Here is a 22,526-nt window from a genome sequence, read left to right as displayed (position 1 = left end):
TGCAGCCCGCCTGATATTCGATTATCGATCCCGCCGATCCCGCGCCGCAAGGCATGGGATCATGATCGCGCCGGTGTCCCGAAAGGGGCTTAATAGGGAATGCGGTGCGGACGGGTGACTGTCCAAATCCGCAGCTGTCCCTGCAACTGTAAGCGGTGAGCGCGATGTACATGTGCGGACGGCAGAATGCCCGATCCGCCAGCCACTGGGCCGGACGCTAAATCCTGCGAGGCCTGGGAAGGCCGTGCATCAAGCGATGACCCGTGAGCCAGGAGACCTGCCGGCGTCTGGTCGCTCTTGCCTTGGTCCAGGGGATGGCCGCGGCACGGTAACTTCCGTCTGAGCGACGAACGAGCGGCTGGGGCCGCTGCGACGACGCGCGTCGGTTGCCCTTGGGCGCCCGGCCGGCGCGTGTGTCGGACGTTCGCGCGCGTGCCGCTCGTGAAGGTTGCCCCCGCCCGTCGAACGCGGCGCCGGATGGGGGAATATATGAAGTCCAATATCGTTTCACGGGCCGCTCTGGCCCTTTCGCTTGCCATCGTATCGCCGGCATTTGCCGATGAAGTCGAAGGCGACAGCATCACCGTCACCGGCACCAGCCTGGAAGAGACGCTGCCGCAGCAGCTGTCGCGCTATGGCCATGCCATTGAGATCGTCACCGACACGCAGATCCGCGATGCCGCCGCGATCGACACCGCCCGCGCGCTCGAAGCGGTGCCGGGCCTGTTCATCCGGTCGCAGTCCGGGCCGTTCAGCTATGTCGACATCGCGCTGCAGGGGTCGCGCACCAAGGACGTGCTGTGGACGATGGACGGTATCCGCCTCAACAACCGTCTCTATGGCGGCACGTCACCCAACGACACCATGGCCGCCAGCATGATCGAGCGGATCGAGGTGCTGAAAGGGGGCGAAAGCCTGTTCTACGGCACCCAGGCGGCGGCCGGTGTCATCAATGTCGTCACCCGCGATTTCAGCGACGATCTGGGCGGCCAGGTCAATGCCAGCCTCGACAGCTATGCCGGCACCAGCCTGGATGGCTATCTGCGCGGCGCGATCGGCCAACATCGCTTCGTGGTCTGGGCCAATCGCAGCCAGTCGGACGGCTATCGTCCCTATGACGTGATGCAGCCCAGCGCCACCGATCGCGCGCGCGGCTATGATCTCTGGTCGGCGGGCATCAAATATCAATATGATATCGCGCCGGACCTGCGCCTGAGCGCGCTTTACCAGCACACCAAGGCCGATCTCGACAATATCAGCGCGACGCGGACGAAGGAGAGCCGCAACGACCGCAATGAGGAAGTGGCCAGCCTGCGCCTCGACTATACCGGCGAGGATGGCGTGCAATTCTTTCTCAAGGGTTATTTCCACGACTGGAAGACCGCCTATGTCCAGATCCGCAATCCCATTCCGGCGGGACCGCCGCAGATCATCTACCCGGCCGGCACCTTCTGGGGCTATCAGGATTATGGCGGCAGCGCGGTGGTGCAGCTCAACATGCTGCGCGGCATCGACACGCTGATCGGCTATGATTTCCAGAGCTTCAACGGCCGCGACGACGTCCTGCTGATCGCGCCGACCGACGAACAGGTCCATGCCGGCATCTTCCAGCTGCGCACCAATGACGACCTGTCGAGCAAGGGGCGGATCGCCGCGGGCCTGCGCTACAACAAGGCGAAGGGATCGGAAAAGACGATCTGGAACGTCTCGGGGCGCTATGATGTCAGCGACGCCTTGTTCGTGGAGGCCAATGGCGGCACCTCCTTTGTGCTGCCCGACGCCTCGCAGCTCTATGGCAATGATCCCTGTTGCGAGGTCGGCAATCCGAACCTGAAGCCAGAGGAGAGCCTGAACCTCAACGCCGCGCTGGGTGGCGCGTTGGCCGGCGGTGCGATCCGCTGGAAGGCGACCTATTTCAACCGGCGCATCACCGACCTGATCGACACGACCTATGATGATCCGGGCTTCCCCGAGGGCACCTATATCAACGTCAGCGACAAGGTGCGGGCCAAGGGCGCCGAGCTGGAACTGAATGCGAACCTCAGCGGCGGCTGGGGCCTGTCGGCCAGCTACACCTATTCGCGTGTCCGCAATCAGGGCAGTTCGGTGCAGCGGGATCGCAATCCGGAGCAATATGGCCGCGCCGCGATCGTCTATGCGCCGGAAACGGGCCGCTTCGGCGCCAATCTGTCGGCCAATTGGGTGGGCGATGTCTGGTCGACCGCATCGGGCTTTGGCCGGATGAACTATGGCAATTATGCCGTGGTCGATGCAGGTGCCCATCTGTGGCTGGACCAGGCGCGGCGCAACCGGTTCGGCATCAATGTCGAGAATCTGTTCGACCGCGATTACGCCTCCACCGGCTATCGCTCGGCGGTCAGCGATGCGGGGGTATTGGACGGCAGCAACAGCCGCTTCCTCTATTTCTACCGGGGCGTGCCGCGCACGCTGCGGGTCAGCTATGGCCTGAGCTTCTGACGATGATGCGGCCGGTCCTGCTGCTGCATCGCTGGCTGGGCATCATCATCGGCGCCGTCATGACGCTGTGGTGCCTGTCCGGCTTCGTGATGCTCTATGTCGACTATCCGCGCCTGACACCGGCCACGCAGCTTGGGGGGCTCACGCCACTCAAGCTGTCGCCGGGGCAGGCGGGGACGCTGTCCGACGCCATGATGCTGTCCGCCGCCCGGATCGAGATGATGGCCGGGCGCCCCGTGCTGCGGGTGACCCCGGCGCTCGATCCGACGCGGACCATCCCGCAGATGCGGGTGTCCGTCGGCACCCATGACTGGGCATCGGGGAAACCGGTCGAGCAGGTCGATCCGGACCTTATCCACAGGGTGGCGCACGAGTTCGGCCGCAACAGCGCTATTGCCGGCCCGGTCGGGCAGGTAGCGCAGACGGAGATGGACCAGTGGACGGTCCAGACCTGGCGCCGCAATGCGCCGCTCTACCGCGTCGATTATGCCGATCCGGCGGGGACGCAGGCCTATGTCTCGGGCAGGAGCGGGGAGGTGGTGCAGCTGACCACCCGCTTCCAGCGCTTCTGGGGCTGGCTCGGCGCGGTGCCGCACTGGCTCTATCCCACGATCCTGCGACAGGATGGCGCGCTGTGGAGCCAGGTCGTCATCTGGACCTCGCTGATCGGCTGCTTCCTGACCATCACCGGCCTGTGGGTCGGCATCGCCCGGTTGCGCCGTCGCCGCGACGGCAGCATCGGATCGCCCTATCGGGGCCTGTGGTGGTGGCATCATATGGCCGGGCTGTTCTTCGGCATAGTGACGCTGAGCTGGGTGGCGAGCGGGCTGCTGTCGATGAACCCCTGGGGGCTGCTCGACAGCGAGGCGATGATGACGCAGCGCCAGCGGCTGAACGGCGACTTCGCCTGGGGTGATGCGCGCCGGGCGATCACGGCGCTGCCCACCCTGCCGACGGGCGTCGTCCGGCTGGAGGCGGTACCCTTTGCCGGTGCCGTCCATCTGGTGGCGATCGACCGCGCCGGCAAGGCGCAGCGCTTCGACGCTGCTGGACGACCGGCCACTTTGTCCGAAGCGGGCCTGCGCGCCGCGCTGCGTGACGGTCCACCGATCGCCTCGCTCGACCTGCTGCGCCAAGAAGACGCTTATTATTATGGCCACAAGGCCAGCGTCGCCCTGCCGGTGTGGCGCGTCATCCTGGCCGATGACCAGAGGACGCGCCTCTATGTCGATCCCGCGTCCGGCCGCCTGATCCGCGCCTTCGACCGCAATGGCCGGGCCTTCCGCTGGCTGCAGGACGGGCTGCACCGGCTCGATTTTCCGCTGCTGCGCACCCGCCCTTGGTGGGACATCATTGTCCTGCCGCTGCTCGCCATGGTCACGCTCGTCTGCGGGACGGGGACATGGATGGGCCTTTCCAAGCTGCGGCGCGACCTGCGCCGTGTCCGCAATCGCCGTCGGCGCGCCCGCGCTTTACGGCCCCTGATCGGAGAAACCGCATGACCGCCACCCCTTTGCAGGCGTCTCTTCGGCGCCGCAGCGTGCCGCTGATCGCGGCGCTCGTCCTTGCCAATCTTGCGGTCTGGGGCTGGGCCTTCGCCCTGTTCGGCGACCGGCCGGTGATGATGGGCACGGCCCTGCTCGCCTGGGGCCTCGGCCTGCGCCATGCGGTAGATGCCGATCATATCGCCGCGATCGACAATGTGACGCGCAAGCTGATGCAGGATGGGCAGCGGCCGTTGACCGTGGGCCTGTGGTTCGCGATCGGCCATAGCGCGATCGTGCTGGTCGCCGCGCTGGGCCTTGCCTATGCGGTCAGTGCGCTCGCCGGGCTGGAGCGGTTCCGTGCTGCCGGCGGCGTGGTCGCGACGCTGATTTCCGCTACCTTCCTGTTCGCCATCGCGATCATGAATCTGGTGATCCTGCGCCAGGTCTGGGTCACCTTCCGCCGGGTGCAGGCGGGTGGCAGCTATGTGGAGGCGGATCTCGACATGCTGACTGGCGGGCGCGGGCCGTTGTCGCGCCTGTTCCGTCCGGTCTTCCGCCTGATCTCGCGCCCCTGGCAGATGGCGCCGCTCGGCTTCCTCTTTGGCCTGGGCTTCGACACCGCGACCGAAGTGGCGATATTGGGCCTGTCCGCCGCGCAAGCGAGCGACGGCTTCGCGCTGGGGCCGGTGCTGGTGCTGCCCTTGCTGTTTGCCGCCGGCATGGCGCTGGTCGATACGGTCGACGGCATGCTGATGATGGGCGCCTATCAATGGGCGTTCGTGAAGCCGCTGCGCAAGCTCTACTACAACATCGTCATCACCGCCCTGTCGGCGGCGGTGGCGATCTGCATCGGCACGATCGAAACGCTGGCGCTGCTCGGCGACAAGCTGGGGCTAAGCGGCGGCATCTGGGATGTCGCCGCCACGCTGGGCGAGCATTTCAACGATCTCGGCTTCGCGATCATCGGCCTGTTCATCGCCTGCTGGATCGCCAGCGCGCTCTTCTATCGCTGGAAGGGCTATGACGCGATCGAACTCGCCCCGGCCGGGGATGTGCGGGCTTAACCCTCGCGCGCGACCTGGAAGCCGGCGAAGGACTGGCTGACCGGCATCAGTTCCAGCGTGTTGATGTTGAGATGCGGCGGCTGGTTCGCGACCCACAGCAGAGTGGCGGCGATGTCGTCCGCGGTCATCGGATTGGCATTGCCATAGAGGGTGTCGGACGCCTGCTGGCTGCCGGTGCGGACCAGCGTGAATTCGGTCTCGACCATGCCCGGCTCGATCGAGGTGACGCGCACCCCGGTGCCGTGCAGGTCCGACCGCAGGCCGAGCGAGAATTGATGCACGAACGCCTTGGTGCCGCCATAGACATTGCCACCGGCATAGGGATAGGTCGCCGCGACCGAACTCAGATTGATGATCCCGCCCTTGCGCGCGACCAGGCCGGGCAACAGCTTGTGGGTGACGGTGACGAGGCCGGTGATGTTGGTCTCGATCATCTGTTGCCACTGGGCGAGGTCGGCCGACTGGGCCGGTGCGGTGCCGAGCGCCAGGCCGGCATTGTTGACCAGCATGTCGATCGCGCGGAACGCTTCGGGCAGGCTGGCCAGCGCCGCATCGATCGCGGCTTCGTCGCGCATGTCGAATACCAGTGGGCAGAAGGCGTCGCCGATTTCGGCGGCCAGCTTTTCGAGCCGGTCGGCGCGGCGGCCGGTGCCGATCACCTGCCAGCCATCGGCGGCAAAGGCGCGGACGGCGGCTTCGCCGATACCGGCGGTCGCGCCGGTGATGAGGACGGTTTTGGTCATGGGGCGCTCCTGTCTTTTGTCGTCAGCCCAATAGCGTGGTCAGGCGGCTCCGCCCAGCGCCTTCACCAGCGCGACGCTGGCGCGCATCCGCTGGGTCTGGGCGATCAGCACCGCGCGCTGGGCATCGAGTGCATCGGTCTGGGCCGTCACCACCTCCAGATAATCCGACGCGCCGTCGCGATAGCGGGTCAGCGCCAGGTCGCTGGTGCGCTGCGCGGCATCGGCGGCGCTGCGCTGGTGGCCGATCTGGTCGGACAGGTGATGGCTGGCGGCGATCGCATCCTCCACCTGTCGGAAGGCGGTCAGCACCGTGTCGCGATAGTCGGCGGCCAGTTCCTCATATTGCGCGCGCGACATCTTCACCTGGGCGTTGCGCTTGCCCGCATCGAACAATGTCAGCAGCGCCGACGCCGGGCCAAGGCCCCAGAAGCTGGTGGGCGCGCTGAACAGGTCGCCATGGGTGGTTTCCCAGCCGCCGGTCAGGCCCAGCGTCAGTGACGGGAAGAAGGCCGCCTTGGCGACGCCGATCTGCGCATTGGCGGCGAACATCCGCCGTTCGGCCGCCGCGATGTCGGGGCGCCGTTCCAGCAGTTGCGAGGGCGCGCCGGTCGGCATTTCCGGCGCAGCCAGATCCTGCGTGCGCGATGCGATGCTGAAGTCCGACGCGATCGCGCCGACCAGCGCGGCGATCTCATGCTCGGTCGCGGCGCGTTCATTGGCGATGGCGGAGATATCCGCCTTCGCATTGTCCAGCACCGTCTTGGCGCGATTGACGTCGATGCCCGACGACACGCCGCCCTTGTGGCGCCGGTCGGTCAGGTCATAGGCCTTGCCGAATGCCTCGACCGTCTGATTGAGCAGTTCGGCCTGCGCATCCAGCCCACGCAGCCGCGCATAGGCGTCGGCGACGGCGGCCTGCAGGCTGAGCCGGGCGGAGGCGAGATCGGCGTTGCTGGCGTCGGTGTCGGCCCGCGCCGCCTTCACGCTGTTGCGGATGCGGCCCCACAGGTCGAGTTCATAGTCGAGGCTGCCGCCCACCACATAGTCATTATAGGTGACGGCATTGCCATTGCCCTGGAAGCGGTTGCCCGACACGCGGCGGCGGCCGGCATCGGCGCCTGCGCTCACTTGCGGGAACAGGTCGGCATTTTCCACCCGTGCGGCAGCGAGCGCCTGGTCATAGCGGGCGAGCGCAGCAGCCAGCGTCGGGCTGGCCTGCGCGGCGCGGGTCTCCAGGTCATTAAGGACGGGATCGTTGAACGCCTCCCACCAATTGCCGCGCGGCGTCGCGTCGGCGGGTTGGGCCGCGGTCCAGCCCGCCACTTCCTTGTAGGCGGCGGGCGCGCTGGTCTGGGGCGGCTGATAGGCGGGGGCCATGGAACAGCCGGCCAGCAGGGCCGCCGCCAATGTCACGCCCGCGCCGCCGATCCGGCGGTCAGCGCGCATGCGTCGCGCCCTTCCCGGCAGCAGGCGCCGTCGCCTGCACCTTCACCGTGTCGCCGGTGCGGATCGCGTCAGGCGGGGTGTCGACGATCCGGTCATTGGGGCCAAGGCCGCTGGCGATCTGCACCGTCGCACCCTCGTCGCGGGCGATGGCGACCGACTTCAGCGTCACGCGGTTGTCCGCGCCCACCACCGCGACGCTGGGGCCGTCATTGCTGTAGAGGATCGCGCTGCCCGGCAGGGTCATGCCATTGCCCTGGCCCGCGCCAACCTTGAAGCTGACCTGCGCGAAGGCGCCGGGCTTCAATGCGCCGTCGGGATTTTCCGCCTGCAACTGGACCAGCACCGCGCCGGACTGCGCATCGACCGCGCCCGAGCTGCTGGTCAGCGTCGCAGTAAAGCTGCGGCCGGGATATTCGGGCAGGGTCAGGGTCGCGCCCATGCCCGGCCGGACCGAGGCGGAATAGCCCTGCGGCACGCGGACATAGATGCGCATGCGATGGATGTCGGACACGGTGAACAAAGGCTGGGCGGCGGCATTGCCGGACACCACCAGCGCGCCGATCTGGGCCGATCGGCTGGTGACGACGCCGTCGAACGGGGCGGCGAGGCGGGTGAAGCCCTGCTGGGCCTTCAGCCGCTTCACATTGGCGAGCGCGGCGTTGGAGACGGCGGTGCGGGCGGCAAGGTCGCCGGCCTTCTCGTCGGCTTCCTGACGCGAGACGGCGTCCTGCGCCAGCATCGCGCTCCAGCGCTTCGAGGTGGTTTCGGCGAGGCGCTGGTTGGCCAGCGCGGTCTGATAATCGGCCTGTGCGGCGGCGACCTGCTGGTCGAGGTCGGGTGCATCGAGAATGGCGAGCGGCTGGCCCGCGCGCACCCGGTCGCCGATATCGGCCAGCCAGCGGCTGACATAGCCATTGGTGCGGGCATAGATGGCCGCGCTGTTATAGGCCTGCACATTGCCGGGCAGGACCAGGTCGTTGCCCTCGCCATTCACCGTTGGCGTCACCACCGCGACGGTCGGCACCGATGCGTCGGCGGCGGTTTCGCGCAGTTCGTTGGTGGCGCTGATGCGCGACGCGACGCCCACGCCGACCACGACGAGCGCGACCACGGCCGCGCCGATGCCGATCTTCTTCAGCGTGCCGCTGTCGGGGCCGGCCTGCTCGGGATTTTCGATGCTGTTATGGTCAGACATGGCTCGGCTGCATTTCCATGGTGTTGGCCTTCCCCGCCTTGCGGCCGTGGACGAAGGCGAAGATGGTGGGAACGAAGAAGAGGGTGGCGATGGTGGCGCAGATCAGGCCGCCGACGACGGCGCGGCCCAGCGGGGCATTCTGTTCGCCGCCTTCGCCCAGGCCCAGTGCCATCGGCCCCATGCCGATGATCATGGCAAGCGCGGTCATCAGCACCGGACGGAAGCGGACCATGCCGGCCTCCAGCGCGGCCTTGGTCGCATCGCCCAGTTCGGCGAGCCGTTCGCGGGCAAAGCTGACGACCAGGATCGAGTTGGCCGTCGCCACGCCCATGCACATGATCGCGCCGGTCAGCGCCGGCACCGACAGGGTGGTGCCGGTCATGAACAGCATCCAGACGATGCCGGCCAACGCCGCAGGCAGGGCGGTGATGATGACGAACGGGTCGACCCAGCTCTGGAAGTTGACGACGATCAGCAGGTAGATCAGCACGATCGCGCCGGCGAGACCAAAGCCCAGGCCAGAGAAGGCGGTGTTCATCGTCGCATATTGGCCGCGAATGGTGATGGTGGCGCCCTTGGGCTCCTCCGCCTTCAGCGACTTGATCGCCCGATCGATGTCGCCCGCCACCGCGCCCAGGTCACGGCCCTGGGTGGTCGCGAAGATGTCGAGCACCGGCGCGATATTATAGTGCGATACGACCGGTACGGTATTGGACCGGACGATGGTGGCCAGGCCGCCCAGCTGTTGCGCGGCACTGGCGTTCGCCCCCGATATCGGCAGGTTGGACAGGTCGCTCATCGATCCCACCAGATATTCGGGTGCCTGTGCGACGACCGGATATTGCACGCCATTCTGCGGGTTTACGAAGAAGACCGGCGCGGTTTGAGAAGTGCCGGCCAGCGAGTTGGCGAGGCTGGTGGTGACGTCGCGTTCGGTGAGGCCATATTGGCCGACGCGCGAGCGGTCGACATCGACATCCAACTGCGGCGATCGGCCGGGCTGCTGGATGCGGGCGTCGGCGAGGCCGGGGATGGTCGTAATCTTGGCCAGCAGCTTCTGCGCATAGGCGCGGTTCGCCTCCGCATCCTTGCCCGCGATCTGGATGTCGATCGGCGCGGGCGCACCGAAGTTCAGGATCTGGCTGGTGATGTCGGCCGGCAGGAATGCGAAGGTCGTGCCGGGGAAGCGGCGCGGCAGTTCGCGGCGCAGCTGCGAGACGAATTCATCGGTCGGCCGATGGCCATGGTTGAGTGCGATCAGCATGTCGCCGTCCTGCGGGCCGATGGTGCCGCTGTTGTTGTAGACGGTGTTGATCGAGCTGACCGGCAGGCCGATATTGTCGGTAATCGAACCCAGCTCGCCGGCCGGGATGATCTTGCGCACCTCCCGCCCGATCTGGTCGAAACGGGCGGCGGTATCCTCGATCCGGGCGCCGACCGGCACGCGGATATGCATGGCGATTTGACCGGAATCGACCGAGGGGAAGAAATTGCTGCCCAGGAACGGCAGCAGGCCGAAGGACAGCAGCACTACCGCCACGAACCCCAGCAGGAAGGGCTTGCGCGCGCCCAGCGCCCGGTGGAGCAGCCCGACATAGGCGGTACGGATCTTCTCGAACCGATACTCGAACCCGCGCTGGAAACGGATGAACGGGTTTTTCGATGTCGCCGTGCCGGCCAGATGCTCGTCCTCGTCGCCGACATGGTGCGGCTTGAGCAGATACATCGCCATGGTCGGCACCAGGGTGCGCGACAGGATGAAGGACGCGATCATCGCGAACACCACCGACAGCGCCATCGGCACGAACAGGAAGCCGGCGACACCGGGCAGGAAGAACATCGGCACGAACACGATGCAGATGCACAGCAGCGAGACGAAGGCCGGCGTCACGATCTGTGCCGCGCCGTCCAGGATCGCCTCGATCACGCCCTTGCCCTGTTCCAGGTGCCAGTTGATATTCTCGATCGTCACGGTCGCGTCGTCGACCAGGATGCCGACCGCCAAAGCGAGGCCGCCCAGCGTCATGACGTTGAGGGTCTGGCCGAACATCGCCAGTGCCGCGATCGCCGCCAGGATGGCGAGCGGGATCGAGAGCGCGATGATGACGGTCGAGCGCCACGAACCCAGGAATAGCAGGATCATCAGCGAGGTGAGCGCGGCGGCGATCGCGCCTTCATGGATGACGCCCTCGACTGCGGCCTTCACGAACAGCGACTGGTCGCCGATCGGCAGGATCTTGAGCGTGTCTGGCAGGGTGGCCGAAATCTTCGGCAGCGCCTGCTTCACGCCATCGACGATGGCGAGGGTGGAGGTGCTGCCATTTTTCAGCACGGTCAGCAGGGCCGAACGGCTGCCTTCCACATGGACGATATTCTGCTGCGGGCCGGCGCCGTCGCGGACATAGGCGACGTCGCGCATGTAGATGGTCGCGCCGTTCACCACCTTGACCGGCAGGTCGTTGAGCGCGGCGATCGATTCCGGTGCGTTGTTCAGGCGGACGCTATATTGGGTCGCGCCGATCTTGACGAAGCCGGCGGGGTTGATCTGGTTCTGCGCGGCGATGGCGTTGCCGACATCCTGCGCCGACAGCCCCTTGGACTGGAGCGCCAGCGGGTTGAGGTCGATCTGCACCTGACGCTGCTTACCGCCCGAGGGGAAGGGCATGGCAAGGCCCGGGATGGTCACCAGCTGCGGCCGGATCTGGTTCTGGCCAAGGTCGAACAATTGCTGTTCGGACAGGCCCTTGCCCGACAGCGCCAGCTGCAGGATCGGCACCGTCGATGCGCTATAGTTCAGGATCAGCGGCGGGGTGACGCCCGGCGGCATCTGGCGCAGCACGGTCTGCGAGATCGACGTCACCTGCGCGGTGGCGGTGCGGATGTCGGCACCGGGCTGGAAATAGATCTTGATGACGCCAATGCCCTGCAGCGACTGGCTTTCGATATGCTCGATATCGTTGACCGTGGTGGTCAGCACGCGCTCATAGGGGCCGACGATCCGGGTCGACATGTCTTCGGGCGACAGGCCGGCATATTGGAAGGCGACCGCGATCACCGGGATGCGGATATTGGGGAACATGTCGACCGGGGTGCGCGCGGCGGACAGGATGCCCACGATCGCGATCAGGATCGCCATGACAATGAAGGTCAATGGGCGATGCAGGGCAACCTTGACGATACCGATCATTCACGACTCCCGGGCGCAACGCCCGGCGGAACGATACCGGGGGTGCGAAAATTTAGCGCCTCTCCTGAAGGAATGCCCCTAGTTTACGGGTTCTGCAGCCAGGTTGCCAGAGCATCAGGCGGCATGAGCCTATGAAGGGCATTCATGAATGTGACGGCAATCCAGCAAGCCTGTTTGCGCAGCGGGATCGGGGGCGAATCCGCGCACAATGCCATGGGACGATGAGGACCACCGCCACATCCGCGCTGGGCCATGCGCCCTTGGACATTCTGCGTCTAATATATAATATGGCATGATCGATACATCAAACGAATGGATCAATGGACCTCCGCCATCTCCGCTATTTCCTGACCGTTGCCGAGGAAATGCATTTCGGCCGTGCCGCGCTGCGCCTGGGCATTTCGCAGCCGCCGCTCAGCCAGCAGATCCGGTCGCTGGAGGAGGAACTGGGCGTGCGCCTGTTCGACCGCACCAGCCGCCGCGTCCGCCTGACCGAAGCGGGGCGGCTGTTCGAGCCGGAGGCACGGGCGACGTTGCAGCAGGCCGATCGCGCCAGCCAGACCGCGCGCCGGGCGCAACGGGGTGAGATCGGCCATCTGGGCTTGGGCTTCACCGCATCCGGCCCGTTCGTACCGCAGATCGCGAGCGCCCTCTACCGCTTTCGCCAGGCCTATCCCCATGTCGAGCTGATCCTGCGCGAACAGGGACGCGACGAGCAGATCGAGAATGTGCGCAACCGCCAGCTAGACATCGGCCTGGTCCGCGATTTCCTGCCGCCAGCGCTGCCTGAAGACATGGTGTCGCACTGTCTGTTGACCGAGGATATGCTGCTGGCGCTGCGCGACGATCATCCGTTGGCGCTGCGGACGGAGGACCCGAACATCACGGACCTCGCCGGCGAGCCGCTGGTCCTCTACGGCGCGCCCAATGGGGCGGGCTTCACCGAACATTTTTTCGCCCAGTGCGAAGCGGCCGGTTTTGTGCCGCGGATCGCGCATGAGGCGCGCAGTCTGGCGACCTTGCTGGGCCTCGTCTCGGCCGGTTTCGGCCCGACGGTGATCGCGCGCTCAATGGCGCGGCTGCATGTCGACAATGTCGTCAACCGCCGCTTCACCACTCCCGTCACCAGCTCGCTATGGATGATCCATCATCGCGAGTTGTCGGTGACGGGGCAGGTCTTTCGCAAGACCGTTCTGGACGATCAGCTACCCCAGATGGTCTCGGCATAGGTCAGGAAATTGCCGCCCAATATCTTCTCGATACGGGCCGTCGAATAGCCCTTGGCGCGCAGCAGCCCGGCGAGCTTGCGGAACTGGTCCGGGCCGCGCAGGTCGACGACGAAGGGATAGGTGTCGGGCCGTTCGCCCTTGGCGCTGATCCCGGCCGCCTGCCGCCGCGCAATCTCCTTGGCCAGCACCGCCTCATAGGCCTTGAGGTCATCGATCTGCGTCACAGTGCCGTCGGTGCCGATGCCGACATGATCTTCGCCGCACAGCTTCACTGCATGGTCGATATGGGCGACGACATGCTCGGCACGGGCATGGCCCGACAGGTCGAGGAAGGGCATGAAATAGATGCCGATGAAGCCGCCGCGATCGGCGACCAGTTTCAGTTCCGCGTCGGTCTTGTTGCGCGGCAGGTTGGTGACCGCACGGCAACCGGTGTGATTGATCGAGATTGGCTGTTTGGAAATGCGTGCGGCCTCCAGGCAGGTCTGCTCGCCGCTGTGCGACAGGTCGACCATCACCCGCTGCGCATTGCAGCGCGCAACGACCTCGCGCCCGAACGGGGTGAGGCCGCGATTGCCCGGCGCCATTGACCCGTCGCCCAGTTGGTTGGCGGGATTGTAGGTTAGCTGGAAGATGCGCACGCCCAGATTGGCGAAAATGTCGACCCGGCTGGCATCCTGGCCCATCATCGCGCCATTCTGGAAACCATAGATCAGGCCGACCTTGCCCTCCGCCTTGGCGCGGCGGATGTCGGCGGCGGTCAGGATCTTCAGGAGGTCGCGGCTGTTGGCGCGCACCTGCGCATCGGTTTCTGCGACTTCGCGCACGCTCTGTACGAACGGGTCGTCCGATCCGGAGACATAGCCGATGGTGATGTTGACGGCGGTCAGGCCGGAGGCATGGGCTTCCGCCAGCACGCGCGGGCTGAACTGCGGGACCAGCGTGTCGGCGGGCTGGTTGGGATCGCCCAGGCCACCGAGCGCATTGATGACGATCATGTCCTTGATCGGGTCGGCGTCCGCGCCTGTCGCGCGCGCGCCGCTCGCCGCCAGCATCGCGGCCGACACGCCCATGAAATTGCGCCGATCGAGCTTCATTCGTCGTCCCCCATTTCTTCCTTGGTCACCGGTACATAGGCGGTGCGCGCATAGGCCTTGCCGCGCTTCACCACCGTCTCGATCGTCTGGATATTGGCGATGTCGGCGATGGGATCGCTTTTCAGCACCACGAAATTGGCGAGCTTGCCCGTCTCGATCGATCCCATCTCCTTGCCCTGACCCGCGGCCTGCGCGCCGACCAGTGTGGCGGCGCGGATAACCTCGACCGGCGGCATGCCGACATTGCGGGCAAGGAAGAACAGTTCCTCATGGACGGACGGCCATTGCTCGTCGACCTCGCCGACGAAATCGGTGCCGGTGGAGATGGGGACGCCCATCTTCCACGCCTGGCGGGTGAGGCGGGTGGTGAGGTCGCCGGTGCAGCGCAGCGGCTTGGCCTTGGGATCGGCCTTGCGCTTCGCCTCATATTTCACGAACAGCGCGCCGGTCGCGTCGAGGATCGTGCCCTGTTTCAGCATCGCGCGGAACAGGTCGGCCATCACCGGATCATCATCGCCCGGCGCCAGCAGATTTTCATGCACCGGCGTCCGGTCCTCATACGCCGCCAGCATCACCGGCTCGCGCTGATAGGCGAGATAGCAGACATGGCTGATCGCGTCCGGCCCGGCGGCGATCACGTCGGCCGGGCGCGTGGGGAAGACTGCACTATGCGCCCAGACCAGCATATGCTGGCGATGGGCGGCGGCGGTCACGGCTTTCACCTGGCGCGGGGTGAGGTCGGCATAGACCTTGATCGCGCTGGCCGATGTGCCGCGCGCCAGGGTGATGGCTTCCTTGAGATCGGTCTTGTCGTCGATCGCCTGCATCCAGGGCGCGGTGCCCGGCGTCACCCCCTGGCTGGCGGCAGCGACGCGCGGATCGGCGAAGAAGGGGCGGCCGGCCATGATCGCGGCATAATAGATGTCGGGCGCAGGAATCTCCGCCATCCGTGCCTCGCGTGCCAGTTCGCCGACCGAGCGCAGATCGTCGGCCATGTCGCGCACCGCCGTCACCCCGCCATAGAGATTGCGGCGCAGCATCGCCTTGGCTTGGGTGGCGTTGGGCGGGGTTGCCATATGGACATGGCTGTCGATCAGGCCGGGGATGACATAGCGGCCGGCCAGATCGACCTGCCGCGCGCCCGCGACATCGGCGGCGGGCAGGCTGCCATGCGGCGCCAGCGCGACGATCCGCTCGCCGCGCACCAGCATGTCCTGATTGCCGCGCGGCGCCGCGCCGGTGCCGTCGATGATGGTCGCGCCGCTGTAGAGCACGGCTTCCTCCGCCGCTTTGGGCGGCTGGGCCATCGCGGCGAAGGGCAGGGTGCAGGCAATCAGCGCCGCAAGGCGGGCAGTCTTCATCATCATGTCCTTATTCGCCGGGCCGGTAGCTGCGGACGGCATGGGCCTTGATATCTTCGGGGTAGAAATAGACCGGGCGCAGATCGCCCCTGGCATAGAGGTCGACCTGGTCGGCGAAATGGGGCGACTTGGGATCGCCGCTCTCGCCGCCGGCGCTGACCGCGCGGGCGACGACCTTCGGCCCGAACTCGACCGCCGCGACGAAGCTGTTGCCCTTCGTGCCATAATAGCGCTTCGTCCCCGGATAGCGCACCGCGCCGAAGGCAGCGAGCGATCCCCATTGCGACGAGGCAAAGGGGATGGGGGTGCTGGGCTTGGCATCGTCGAACGTCTGGACGATCGCGCCGTCATTGCGCTGGTAGCGGTTGATCTCGCCCCAGGGCACGGCGATGCTGCCGAAATCGGCGGTCAGCCGCTCGACCGCCTCGCGCAGCGCCGCCAGCTTCTGCGCATCGGTCGCGCGGGTCGCCATATAGTCGATGGTCGACAGGCCCGCTTCCTTGGCGGCCGGCGCTACCGCCTTCCACAGCGCCTCGCCCCAGAACACCGCGAGCGAGGTCTGGGTCGAGGTCAGGCTCCATTTATAGTCCCAACCGCGCAGGCTCTGCACCGCGTCGGCCAGCGCGGGATCGGGCGCCCCGTCCTGCGCTCTGTCCTGCGCGGCGATCAGGCCGGGCACCAGCCGGGCAAAGCCGGTCAGATAGGGATCATAGGCCGCACCGATCAGGCTATCGAGGGTGAAGCGGTCATTGGCCGACAGGACGATCTGCGCATGGGGGCCGCGCGGATTTTCGCCGGCCTGGTCCATGTAGCGGGGAAAGGCCTCGCGCTTGGGGCTGTCCGCACCGGCCGCGGTCCAGGGCCAGTTATTGGTGTTCATCGCCCAGCCGCCCTTGGGGTTCACTGCCTGTGGCAGGCTCGACAGGTCGTGCAGCCCGCGCCAGTCGGTCGCCGGATCGCTGCCGTCGACCGGCTTGGTATAATCGAAACGATCGTCGCGGATCGGCACGAATTGCGGGTGGAGATAGGCGATCTCGCCCTTGTCGTCGGCCAGCAGCGTGTTGTTGCTGCTGTTCGCCTTATTCTCCGCGACCTTCAGGAAGCTGGCATAATCGCTGGTCTTGGTGCGCAGATAGCTCTGCTCCAGCGCCGGCACCGGCTTGTTCATCAGCGCGAAGGCAATCCACTTGTCGCCCTCGGTCCGGACGATCGGGCCATGATGGGTGGAGTAGCCGGTAAAGGCGCGCTGGGTGAGCTTGCCGTCTTCGGTACGATAGGAAATGGCGATGGTCTTTTCGATGACCGGGCGCAATTCCTTACCATAGCGGTAAAAGAGACGATCGCCCTGCGGCACGATCGTTTCGGCAAATTCGTCGACATTGTCGATGCCGCTCGACGTGTGCATCCAGCCGATATGACGGTTGAAGCCCTGATAGATGAAGAACTGACCCCATGTGACGGCGCCATAGGCGTCCAGCCCCTCGTCGCTGCTCATCTGCAGTTCGGATCGGAAGAAGAAGCTGGTGTGCGGGTTGATCATCAGCAGCGCATGGCCGCCTTCCGTTCGTGACGGCGCGATGGCAAAGCCGTTCGATCCCTGCGGCTCGCGATAGGCCAGGCCCTGTTCCAGCATGGAGAGCGCGACCGGCTTCTTCTCGTAAAAGGCCTGTAGCTGGGTCAGCGGCACCCGTTCGATATCGCCGCCGATGCTGCCTTCGGTAAAGCTCAGCGCCATCCACGGCTCGAACCGGGTGATGACGCGCGGCTTCACCATCGGATGGGTCGACAGATAATAATTGAGGCCGTCGGCCCAGGCCTGCATCAGCTTCTTGAGCCAGGCCGGGCTGCGGGCATAATCGGCCTGCAGCCGGGCGGGATCGATGAACAGGCGCTGGCGCAGATCCTGCCAGATCGCCTTCTCGCCCTCGGCTTCGGCAAGGCGGCCAAGATTGACCAGATAATTGGTCTCGATGCGGTTGAAGTCGTCTTCGGCCTGGGCATAGACCATGCCGAACACCGCGTCGGCATCGGTCGCGCCATGGACATGGGCGATGCCCCACTGGTCGCGGGTGATGGTGACCTTGGCCGGCGAGAGCGCCGACGGGGATTGGGCAAGAACGGGGCAGGCGGCAAGAGCGACCAGGACCCCCGCAAGGGAGGTGGCGCACGGCAGGAATTTCGTCATAGAGAGGGGAGTAGTGAAGGGGGCGGGGCGGCGCAAGCAGCCTCCGCCAAGGGGAATGATATCGATGCACAGGCTTTTGATCCTGCTGGCCTTTCTGTTCGTCGCGCCGATGCCGGCCGGGGCGGAGGAGGCCGCGCCGGCGCTCTATCTGCTGCGCCCCGATGCCGTGTTCGATGGCGCGACGTCGCATCGCGGATGGGCGGTGCTGGTGCGCGGCAACCGGATCGAGGCCGCCGGACCGGGGATCGATGCCCCTTCCGGTACGACCGTCATCGACCTGTCCGGCAAGACCCTGCTCCCGGGCCTGATCGAGGGGCATTCTCACCTCTTCCTGCACCCCTATAACGAGACAAGCTGGGACGATCAGGTGCTGCACGAGCCGCTGGCGCTGCGCACCGCACGGGCTACGGTGTCGGCACGGGCGACGCTGATGGCGGGCTTCACCACCGTGCGCGACCTGGGCACCGAAGGGGCGGGCTATGCCGATGTCGGCCTCAAGCAGGCGATCGAACAAGGGATCATAGCGGGGCCGCGCATGCTGGTCGCGACGCGGGCGCTGGTGGCGCCGGGCGCCTATGGCCCGCGCGGTTTCGAGCCGGGCGTCGTCGTGCCGCTGGGCGCGGAGGAGGCCGGCGGTCCCGATCTGGTGACGGCGGCGCGGCGGCAGATCGCGGCAGGCGCCGACGTCGTGAAACTCTATGCCGATTATCGTTGGGGCAAGGGCGAGCCGAGCCGGCCGACCTTCACCCAGGCGGAAATGGCGACGGCGATCGAGGCTGCGCACAGCGCCGGCCGCAAGGTCGCGGCCCATGCCGCCACCGATGAGGGGATGCGCCGGGCGATCCTGGCCGGGGTCGACACGATCGAGCATGGCTATGAGGGCAGCGCCGCGACCTTTGCGCTGATGAAGGCGCATGCTGTCGGCTATTGCCCGACCTTGGCGGCGTCCGATGCCATCGCGCGCTATCGCGGCTGGGACGGCAGTGAACCCGCGCCCGCCGCAGTGACGGAATCGCGCCAGGCCTTTGCGCGCGCGCGGGCGGCAGGCGTGGCGATGTGCGTAGGCGGCGATGTCGGCGTCTTTGCCCATGGCGACAATGCGCGCGAGGCGGAATTGATGGCCGCCGCCGGCATGGCGCCGCTGGATGTGCTGGTCGCGGCAACCAGCGGTAATGCGGTCCTGATCGGGATTGCCGACCGGCTGGGCGCGGTGAAGCCGGGTCTGCTGGCCGATCTCGTCGCGGTCGAGGGCGATCCGACCCGCAGCATCGGCGTGCTGCGCCAGGTCGGCTTCGTGATGAAGGACGGCGTCATCTACAAGGGGCCGGGCGCGCAGCCGTGATCGAGAGCGATCGCGCCTTCCTGGGCCATCCGCGCGGCCTGGCCTATCTGCTCTTTACCGAGGCATGGGAGCGTTTTTCCTATTATGGCATGCAGTCGCTGCTGGCCCTCTATCTGGTCAAGCATCTTCTGCAGCCGGGACAGAGCGATGGCGTGCTTTTCTTTGCCGCTTTCCGTCGCCTTTATGGTGGGCTGGATGGCCAGCCGCTGGCGTCCGCGATCGTCGGCACCTATTTCGCCAGCGTTTATGTGACGCCGATCCTGGGTGGGCTGCTGGCCGATCGGCTGCTCGGGCGGCATCGTACGGTACTACTGGGCGCATTGACGATGATGGCCGGTCATTTCCTGATGGCGATCCAGGCCACCTTCCTGTTCGCCCTGCTGTTGCTGGTGCTGGGCAGCGGCATGTTCAAGGGCAATCTCGCCAGTCAGGTGGGCGCGCTCTATGCGCCGCATGACCAGCGCCGCGCCGGGGCCTTCCAGCTTTACTATCTCGGCATCAATCTCGGGCTGATCGCGGCGCCGCTGGTGATCGGCACACTCGCCGAACGCTGGGGCTGGCATTATGGCTTCGCCGCCGCGGGGATCGGCATGCTGGTGGCCACTCTCATCTATTGGGCCGGTCGCACCTACCTGCCCGCCGATAGCAGAGATCAGCGGGGAAGGGCAGATAGGGGCGCACCAATGCGGCAGGATCGCCGGCGGTTGATCCTGCTGATCCTGCTGGTTCCGGTATTTGCCGTGGCAATCGTCCCGAACAATCAGATATTCAACGCTTATCTGTTATGGGGCGATCAGCATTTCGCCTTCGGCATTGCCGGCATGCGCATGCCGACCAGTTGGCTGGTCGCGCTGGATGCGGGGCTGGGGCTCGCACTTCTCGCTGGTTTGCCTTTTTTCTATCGTTGGTACGGCCGTTACCGCCATGAACCTGATGAGGTGGCCAAGATTGCGATTGGATCGATTTTCTCCACCGGTGGGATGCTCTGTCTGGCATTGGCGGCGTCGCTGGCCGGACCAGATGGACGGGTTTCGCTGTTGTGGGCGCTATCCTTCCATTTGCTCAACGGCATCGGCTTCGCTCACATCCTGCCGGTCAGCCTGGCCATGTTCACGCGGCTTGCGCCGGCGTCGCTCGCTGGGCGGGGCATGGGCCTATATTATCTGATTTTCTTCTTCGGCAATATCATCGCGGGATGGGTAGGGGGCTTCTATGCCGTACTGACGGGACCGCAATTCTGGCTGCTCCATGCGGCGATGGCGGCCGGGACCGGGGCGATCTTTCTGTGCCGCTCCATATTCCGGGACAGCCCGACCTGACGGATTGACGTTTTTTTCACGCTGCGTTCGCGGTTGTCCTCACACTGACCATGCCATTCCCGTCCTGCGAGTGCGGCGCACGCCGTAAGGAGGGAATGATGACAGCCGATTTCGATTCCGCCGATCTTGACGGTGACGATTTGCCTGCCGCAGATTTCGTCCCCTTTGAGCTCGGCCTGTCATTGCAGACGGCATCCCTTCCTCCGCTTTTGGTGCATGCCAGCGGCCTGTACAGCTTCTCCCGGTCGATGCGGGCGCCGATGCGTCCGATCCCGCAGCCGCTTTCCAGGCCTTGGGCAGAGGCCGACCAGCGCTGGCCGCTCGACGACATCTTCGATGACGATATCAATGCGTTGACGTTATACACGCGTGAGGAGTTACGGCTGGATGTTGATGGCCGCTATCCGCAAATGGCCGTCAGTGGCGCGCGTGCCGGGGCGTTTGGCCCTGTCGCAAACTGGGTAGCCACGCTGACTAAAACAGGGCCTGACAGCTATGCCGGGCCAATCTGGTTCAAGGCTGGCAACAGCAATGCCATTCCGCACACGCATGTCACGATCAAGGTGACGAAGAGCCTCCTGAGCGTCCAGCGCAAGGTCGAAGCGATCTTTTCGGGCGGTGGTGCCGCCAGCTTCATGCGCCACTATGACTTTGCATCCAGCTATTTTCACCCTGGTGAATTTGAATATGACACCGTGGCCGGGGCGACCAGGGTGACGGAAATCGACACGCATGGGCATCCCAATCGTCCCGCGACATTGGAGCAGGAGACGCTGAGTCTGGAGACCGTCTATCGGCGTGCCGGCTTCAATATCAGTGCATCGCCCCAGGGCGGGACGATCCCGCTGGGGGCGGGCGGAGCCGATCAGCGCTGGACCGATCAGGAATTGCATGATGCGATGCAAATCTATTGGTCGCGCTTCGCCGACAAGCCGCAATGGTCGCTGTGGGTGCTGTTCGCCTCGCTCCATGTTCAGGGCGATAGCCTTGGCGGTATCATGTTCGATGATATCGGGGCGGATCATCGGCGGGGCACGGCGATCTTTACCGATGCTTTCATTGCGAACCCACCGGCGGGAGATCCCGGCGCGGCCGCTTGGATCGAGCGTATGCGGTTCTGGACCGCCGCGCATGAGGTGGGACACGCTTTCAGTCTGGCCCATGGCTGGCAGGCGGCGCTGGGCACCCCCTGGATTCCGCTCCCCAACGATCCTGAAGCGCGCAGCTTCATGAACTATCCCTATGCGGTCGCGGGCGGCCAGGCGGCATTTTTCGCGGATTTCGCGTTCCGCTTTTCCGATCCGGAATTGCTGTTCATGCGGCACGCGCCGGATCGGTTCGTGCAGATGGGGAATGCCGACTGGTTCGATGGTCACGGATTTGAACGGATCGAGATGGATCGGAATGAAGAATTTGCGCTGACTCTCTCGACCAATTTCCGGGACAATCGACTGCCCTTCCTTCTGCCGCCCGTCGTGGAGATGGCGCTCGTCAATCGCGCCGGCCGGCCCAGGCTGGCGTCGGCGGCACGCCTGTCTGAACGGGATGGGCTGACCCTCATCATCAAAAAGGATGGCCGGCCGGCCCGTCAGTGGTCGCCTTATTCCCGCCATTGCGGGGAAAGCCTTGAAATCATCCTGGGTCCAGGTGAAGCGCTGTATGATAGCCTGTTGATCGGCGCCGGCCGCAACGGATGGGACATGGCCGAGCCTGGGCGTTACCTGGTGCAGGCCATGCTCGTGATCGACGGCCGGTCGGTCTTGTCCAATGCTCTGGAGATCAAGGTCGAGCCGCCTCTCCATCGGGACGAGGAGAAGCTGGCCCAGGATATGTTCACCGCCCAGGTCGGCCAGGTATTGGCCGTCAGCGGGACACGCGGCGTTGGGGCCGTGGTGGATGTGCTGCAGGCGGCGGCCCGCATGCGTCATCATCCCGCAGCCCGGCAGGCCGCCATGGCGCTCGCGGGACCACTGGCTGACGAATATAAGCTGTTGCAGGTCGATGACGCGGCCAAGCCTGGGCAAACGCCTGCGGCCGGGGCGCGCAGGGTCGATGTATATCAGGCCGATCTCAAGGAAGCGCGCCACTTGCTGGCGATCGCGACGGAGGGCGGTGCCGATGCACTCGTCAACGCGGTCGGCCATACGCGCTTCCTGCGCGAGGCGCCCAAGCTCGCCCGGGCGACCGACGGCGGGCCTGTGCCTGCCGTGCAGGACGGTGCGCTGGCATTGGACACGAGCCGATCGACCGAGGCGCTGAGAGGGTTCGCGCTTAGCCAGGATATGAGGCGCATCCTGGCCGACAAGGCCAATGGCATGAGCATCTGAATAGCCAGCGACGCCCATGCGGCCTGAGCGCTGCTGGGTGGGAGATTCCAATTCAAGCAGAAGGAT

At 65.8% G+C, this 22,526-nt stretch carries 14 protein-coding genes and 1 riboswitch; of the genes, 7 read left to right on the top strand and 7 right to left on the bottom strand.

The window, feature by feature from the left end:
• Nucleotides 1–54: 54 nt before the first annotated feature.
• A riboswitch (cobalamin riboswitch) is annotated at nt 55–300 on the top strand.
• Between the two features lie 189 nt (nt 301–489).
• Genes PMI04_RS18855 through PMI04_RS18845 form a run of 3 tightly spaced genes read left to right on the top strand, consistent with a single transcriptional unit; the run spans nt 490 to nt 5,029 of the window.
• A complete protein-coding gene (locus tag PMI04_RS18855; RefSeq protein WP_037486566.1) occupies nt 490–2,478 on the top strand; it encodes a TonB-dependent receptor in 1,989 nt (662 codons plus the stop codon).
• A 2-nt stretch (nt 2,479–2,480) separates the two neighbouring features.
• A complete protein-coding gene (locus PMI04_RS18850) occupies nt 2,481–3,980 on the top strand; it encodes a PepSY domain-containing protein (protein ID WP_007710574.1) in 1,500 nt (499 codons plus the stop codon).
• Nucleotides 3,977–5,029: a HoxN/HupN/NixA family nickel/cobalt transporter gene (locus PMI04_RS18845; protein ID WP_007710575.1), complete on the top strand. Its 1,053-nt coding sequence runs from the start codon at nt 3,977–3,979 to the stop codon at nt 5,027–5,029. Before PMI04_RS18850 ends, PMI04_RS18845 begins: the two co-directional genes overlap by 4 nt.
• Here the strand turns inward: PMI04_RS18845 and PMI04_RS18840 are convergent.
• The 4 genes from PMI04_RS18840 to PMI04_RS18825 are packed head-to-tail and all read right to left on the bottom strand — an operon-like array spanning nt 5,026 to nt 11,600.
• Entirely contained in the window at nt 5,026–5,772 is a 747-nt protein-coding gene (locus PMI04_RS18840) for an SDR family NAD(P)-dependent oxidoreductase (protein WP_007710576.1), read from the bottom strand. The two genes, PMI04_RS18845 and PMI04_RS18840, sit on opposite strands and share 4 nt — an antisense overlap.
• Nucleotides 5,773–5,811: 39 nt before the next feature.
• Nucleotides 5,812–7,218, bottom strand: a complete 1,407-nt coding sequence (locus PMI04_RS18835; RefSeq protein WP_007710577.1) for an efflux transporter outer membrane subunit — start codon at nt 7,216–7,218, stop codon at nt 5,812–5,814.
• Complete coding sequence (locus PMI04_RS18830) at nt 7,208–8,413, bottom strand: efflux RND transporter periplasmic adaptor subunit (protein WP_007710578.1); 1,206 nt, start codon at nt 8,411–8,413, stop codon at nt 7,208–7,210. The genes PMI04_RS18835 and PMI04_RS18830 overlap by 11 nt, the downstream gene beginning before the upstream one ends.
• On the bottom strand, nt 8,406–11,600 hold the full coding sequence (locus tag PMI04_RS18825) for an efflux RND transporter permease subunit (RefSeq protein WP_007710579.1): 3,195 nt from the start codon (nt 11,598–11,600) through the stop codon (nt 8,406–8,408). Before PMI04_RS18825 ends, PMI04_RS18830 begins: the two co-directional genes overlap by 8 nt.
• A 320-nt stretch (nt 11,601–11,920) precedes the next feature.
• Here PMI04_RS18825 and PMI04_RS18820 point away from each other — a divergent pair, with 320 nt between their 5' ends.
• Nucleotides 11,921–12,829: a LysR substrate-binding domain-containing protein gene (locus PMI04_RS18820; RefSeq protein ID WP_007710580.1), complete on the top strand. Its 909-nt coding sequence runs from the start codon at nt 11,921–11,923 to the stop codon at nt 12,827–12,829.
• Here the strand turns inward: PMI04_RS18820 and PMI04_RS18815 are convergent.
• Genes PMI04_RS18815 through PMI04_RS18805 form a run of 3 tightly spaced genes read right to left on the bottom strand, consistent with a single transcriptional unit; the run spans nt 12,802 to nt 17,472 of the window.
• On the bottom strand, nt 12,802–13,926 hold the full coding sequence (locus PMI04_RS18815; RefSeq protein WP_007710581.1) for a membrane dipeptidase: 1,125 nt from the start codon (nt 13,924–13,926) through the stop codon (nt 12,802–12,804). The genes PMI04_RS18820 and PMI04_RS18815 overlap by 28 nt on opposite strands.
• Nucleotides 13,923–15,287, bottom strand: a complete 1,365-nt coding sequence (locus tag PMI04_RS18810) for an amidohydrolase family protein (protein WP_007710583.1) — start codon at nt 15,285–15,287, stop codon at nt 13,923–13,925. Before PMI04_RS18810 ends, PMI04_RS18815 begins: the two co-directional genes overlap by 4 nt.
• A 10-nt stretch (nt 15,288–15,297) precedes the next feature.
• On the bottom strand, nt 15,298–17,472 hold the full coding sequence (locus PMI04_RS18805) for a penicillin acylase family protein (RefSeq protein WP_037486526.1): 2,175 nt from the start codon (nt 17,470–17,472) through the stop codon (nt 15,298–15,300).
• A gap of 64 nt (nt 17,473–17,536) precedes the next feature.
• Between PMI04_RS18805 and PMI04_RS18800 the strand changes: the two genes are divergently transcribed.
• From PMI04_RS18800 to PMI04_RS18790, 3 genes are all read left to right on the top strand, one after another.
• Nucleotides 17,537–18,814 (top strand): amidohydrolase family protein, encoded by a 1,278-nt coding sequence (locus tag PMI04_RS18800; RefSeq protein ID WP_007710587.1) that lies wholly within the window; start codon nt 17,537–17,539, stop codon nt 18,812–18,814.
• On the top strand, nt 18,811–20,133 hold the full coding sequence (locus tag PMI04_RS18795; protein ID WP_007710594.1) for a peptide MFS transporter: 1,323 nt from the start codon (nt 18,811–18,813) through the stop codon (nt 20,131–20,133). Before PMI04_RS18800 ends, PMI04_RS18795 begins: the two co-directional genes overlap by 4 nt.
• Before the next feature lie 95 nt (nt 20,134–20,228).
• A complete protein-coding gene (locus PMI04_RS18790; RefSeq protein WP_157178125.1) occupies nt 20,229–22,460 on the top strand; it encodes a hypothetical protein in 2,232 nt (743 codons plus the stop codon).
• Nucleotides 22,461–22,526 lie beyond the last annotated feature (66 nt).

This window comes from Sphingobium sp. AP49 (genome assembly GCF_000281715.2).
Taxonomy (GTDB): Bacteria; Pseudomonadota; Alphaproteobacteria; order Sphingomonadales; family Sphingomonadaceae; genus Sphingobium.
This window is presented reverse-complemented; position numbering and strand designations above follow the sequence as displayed.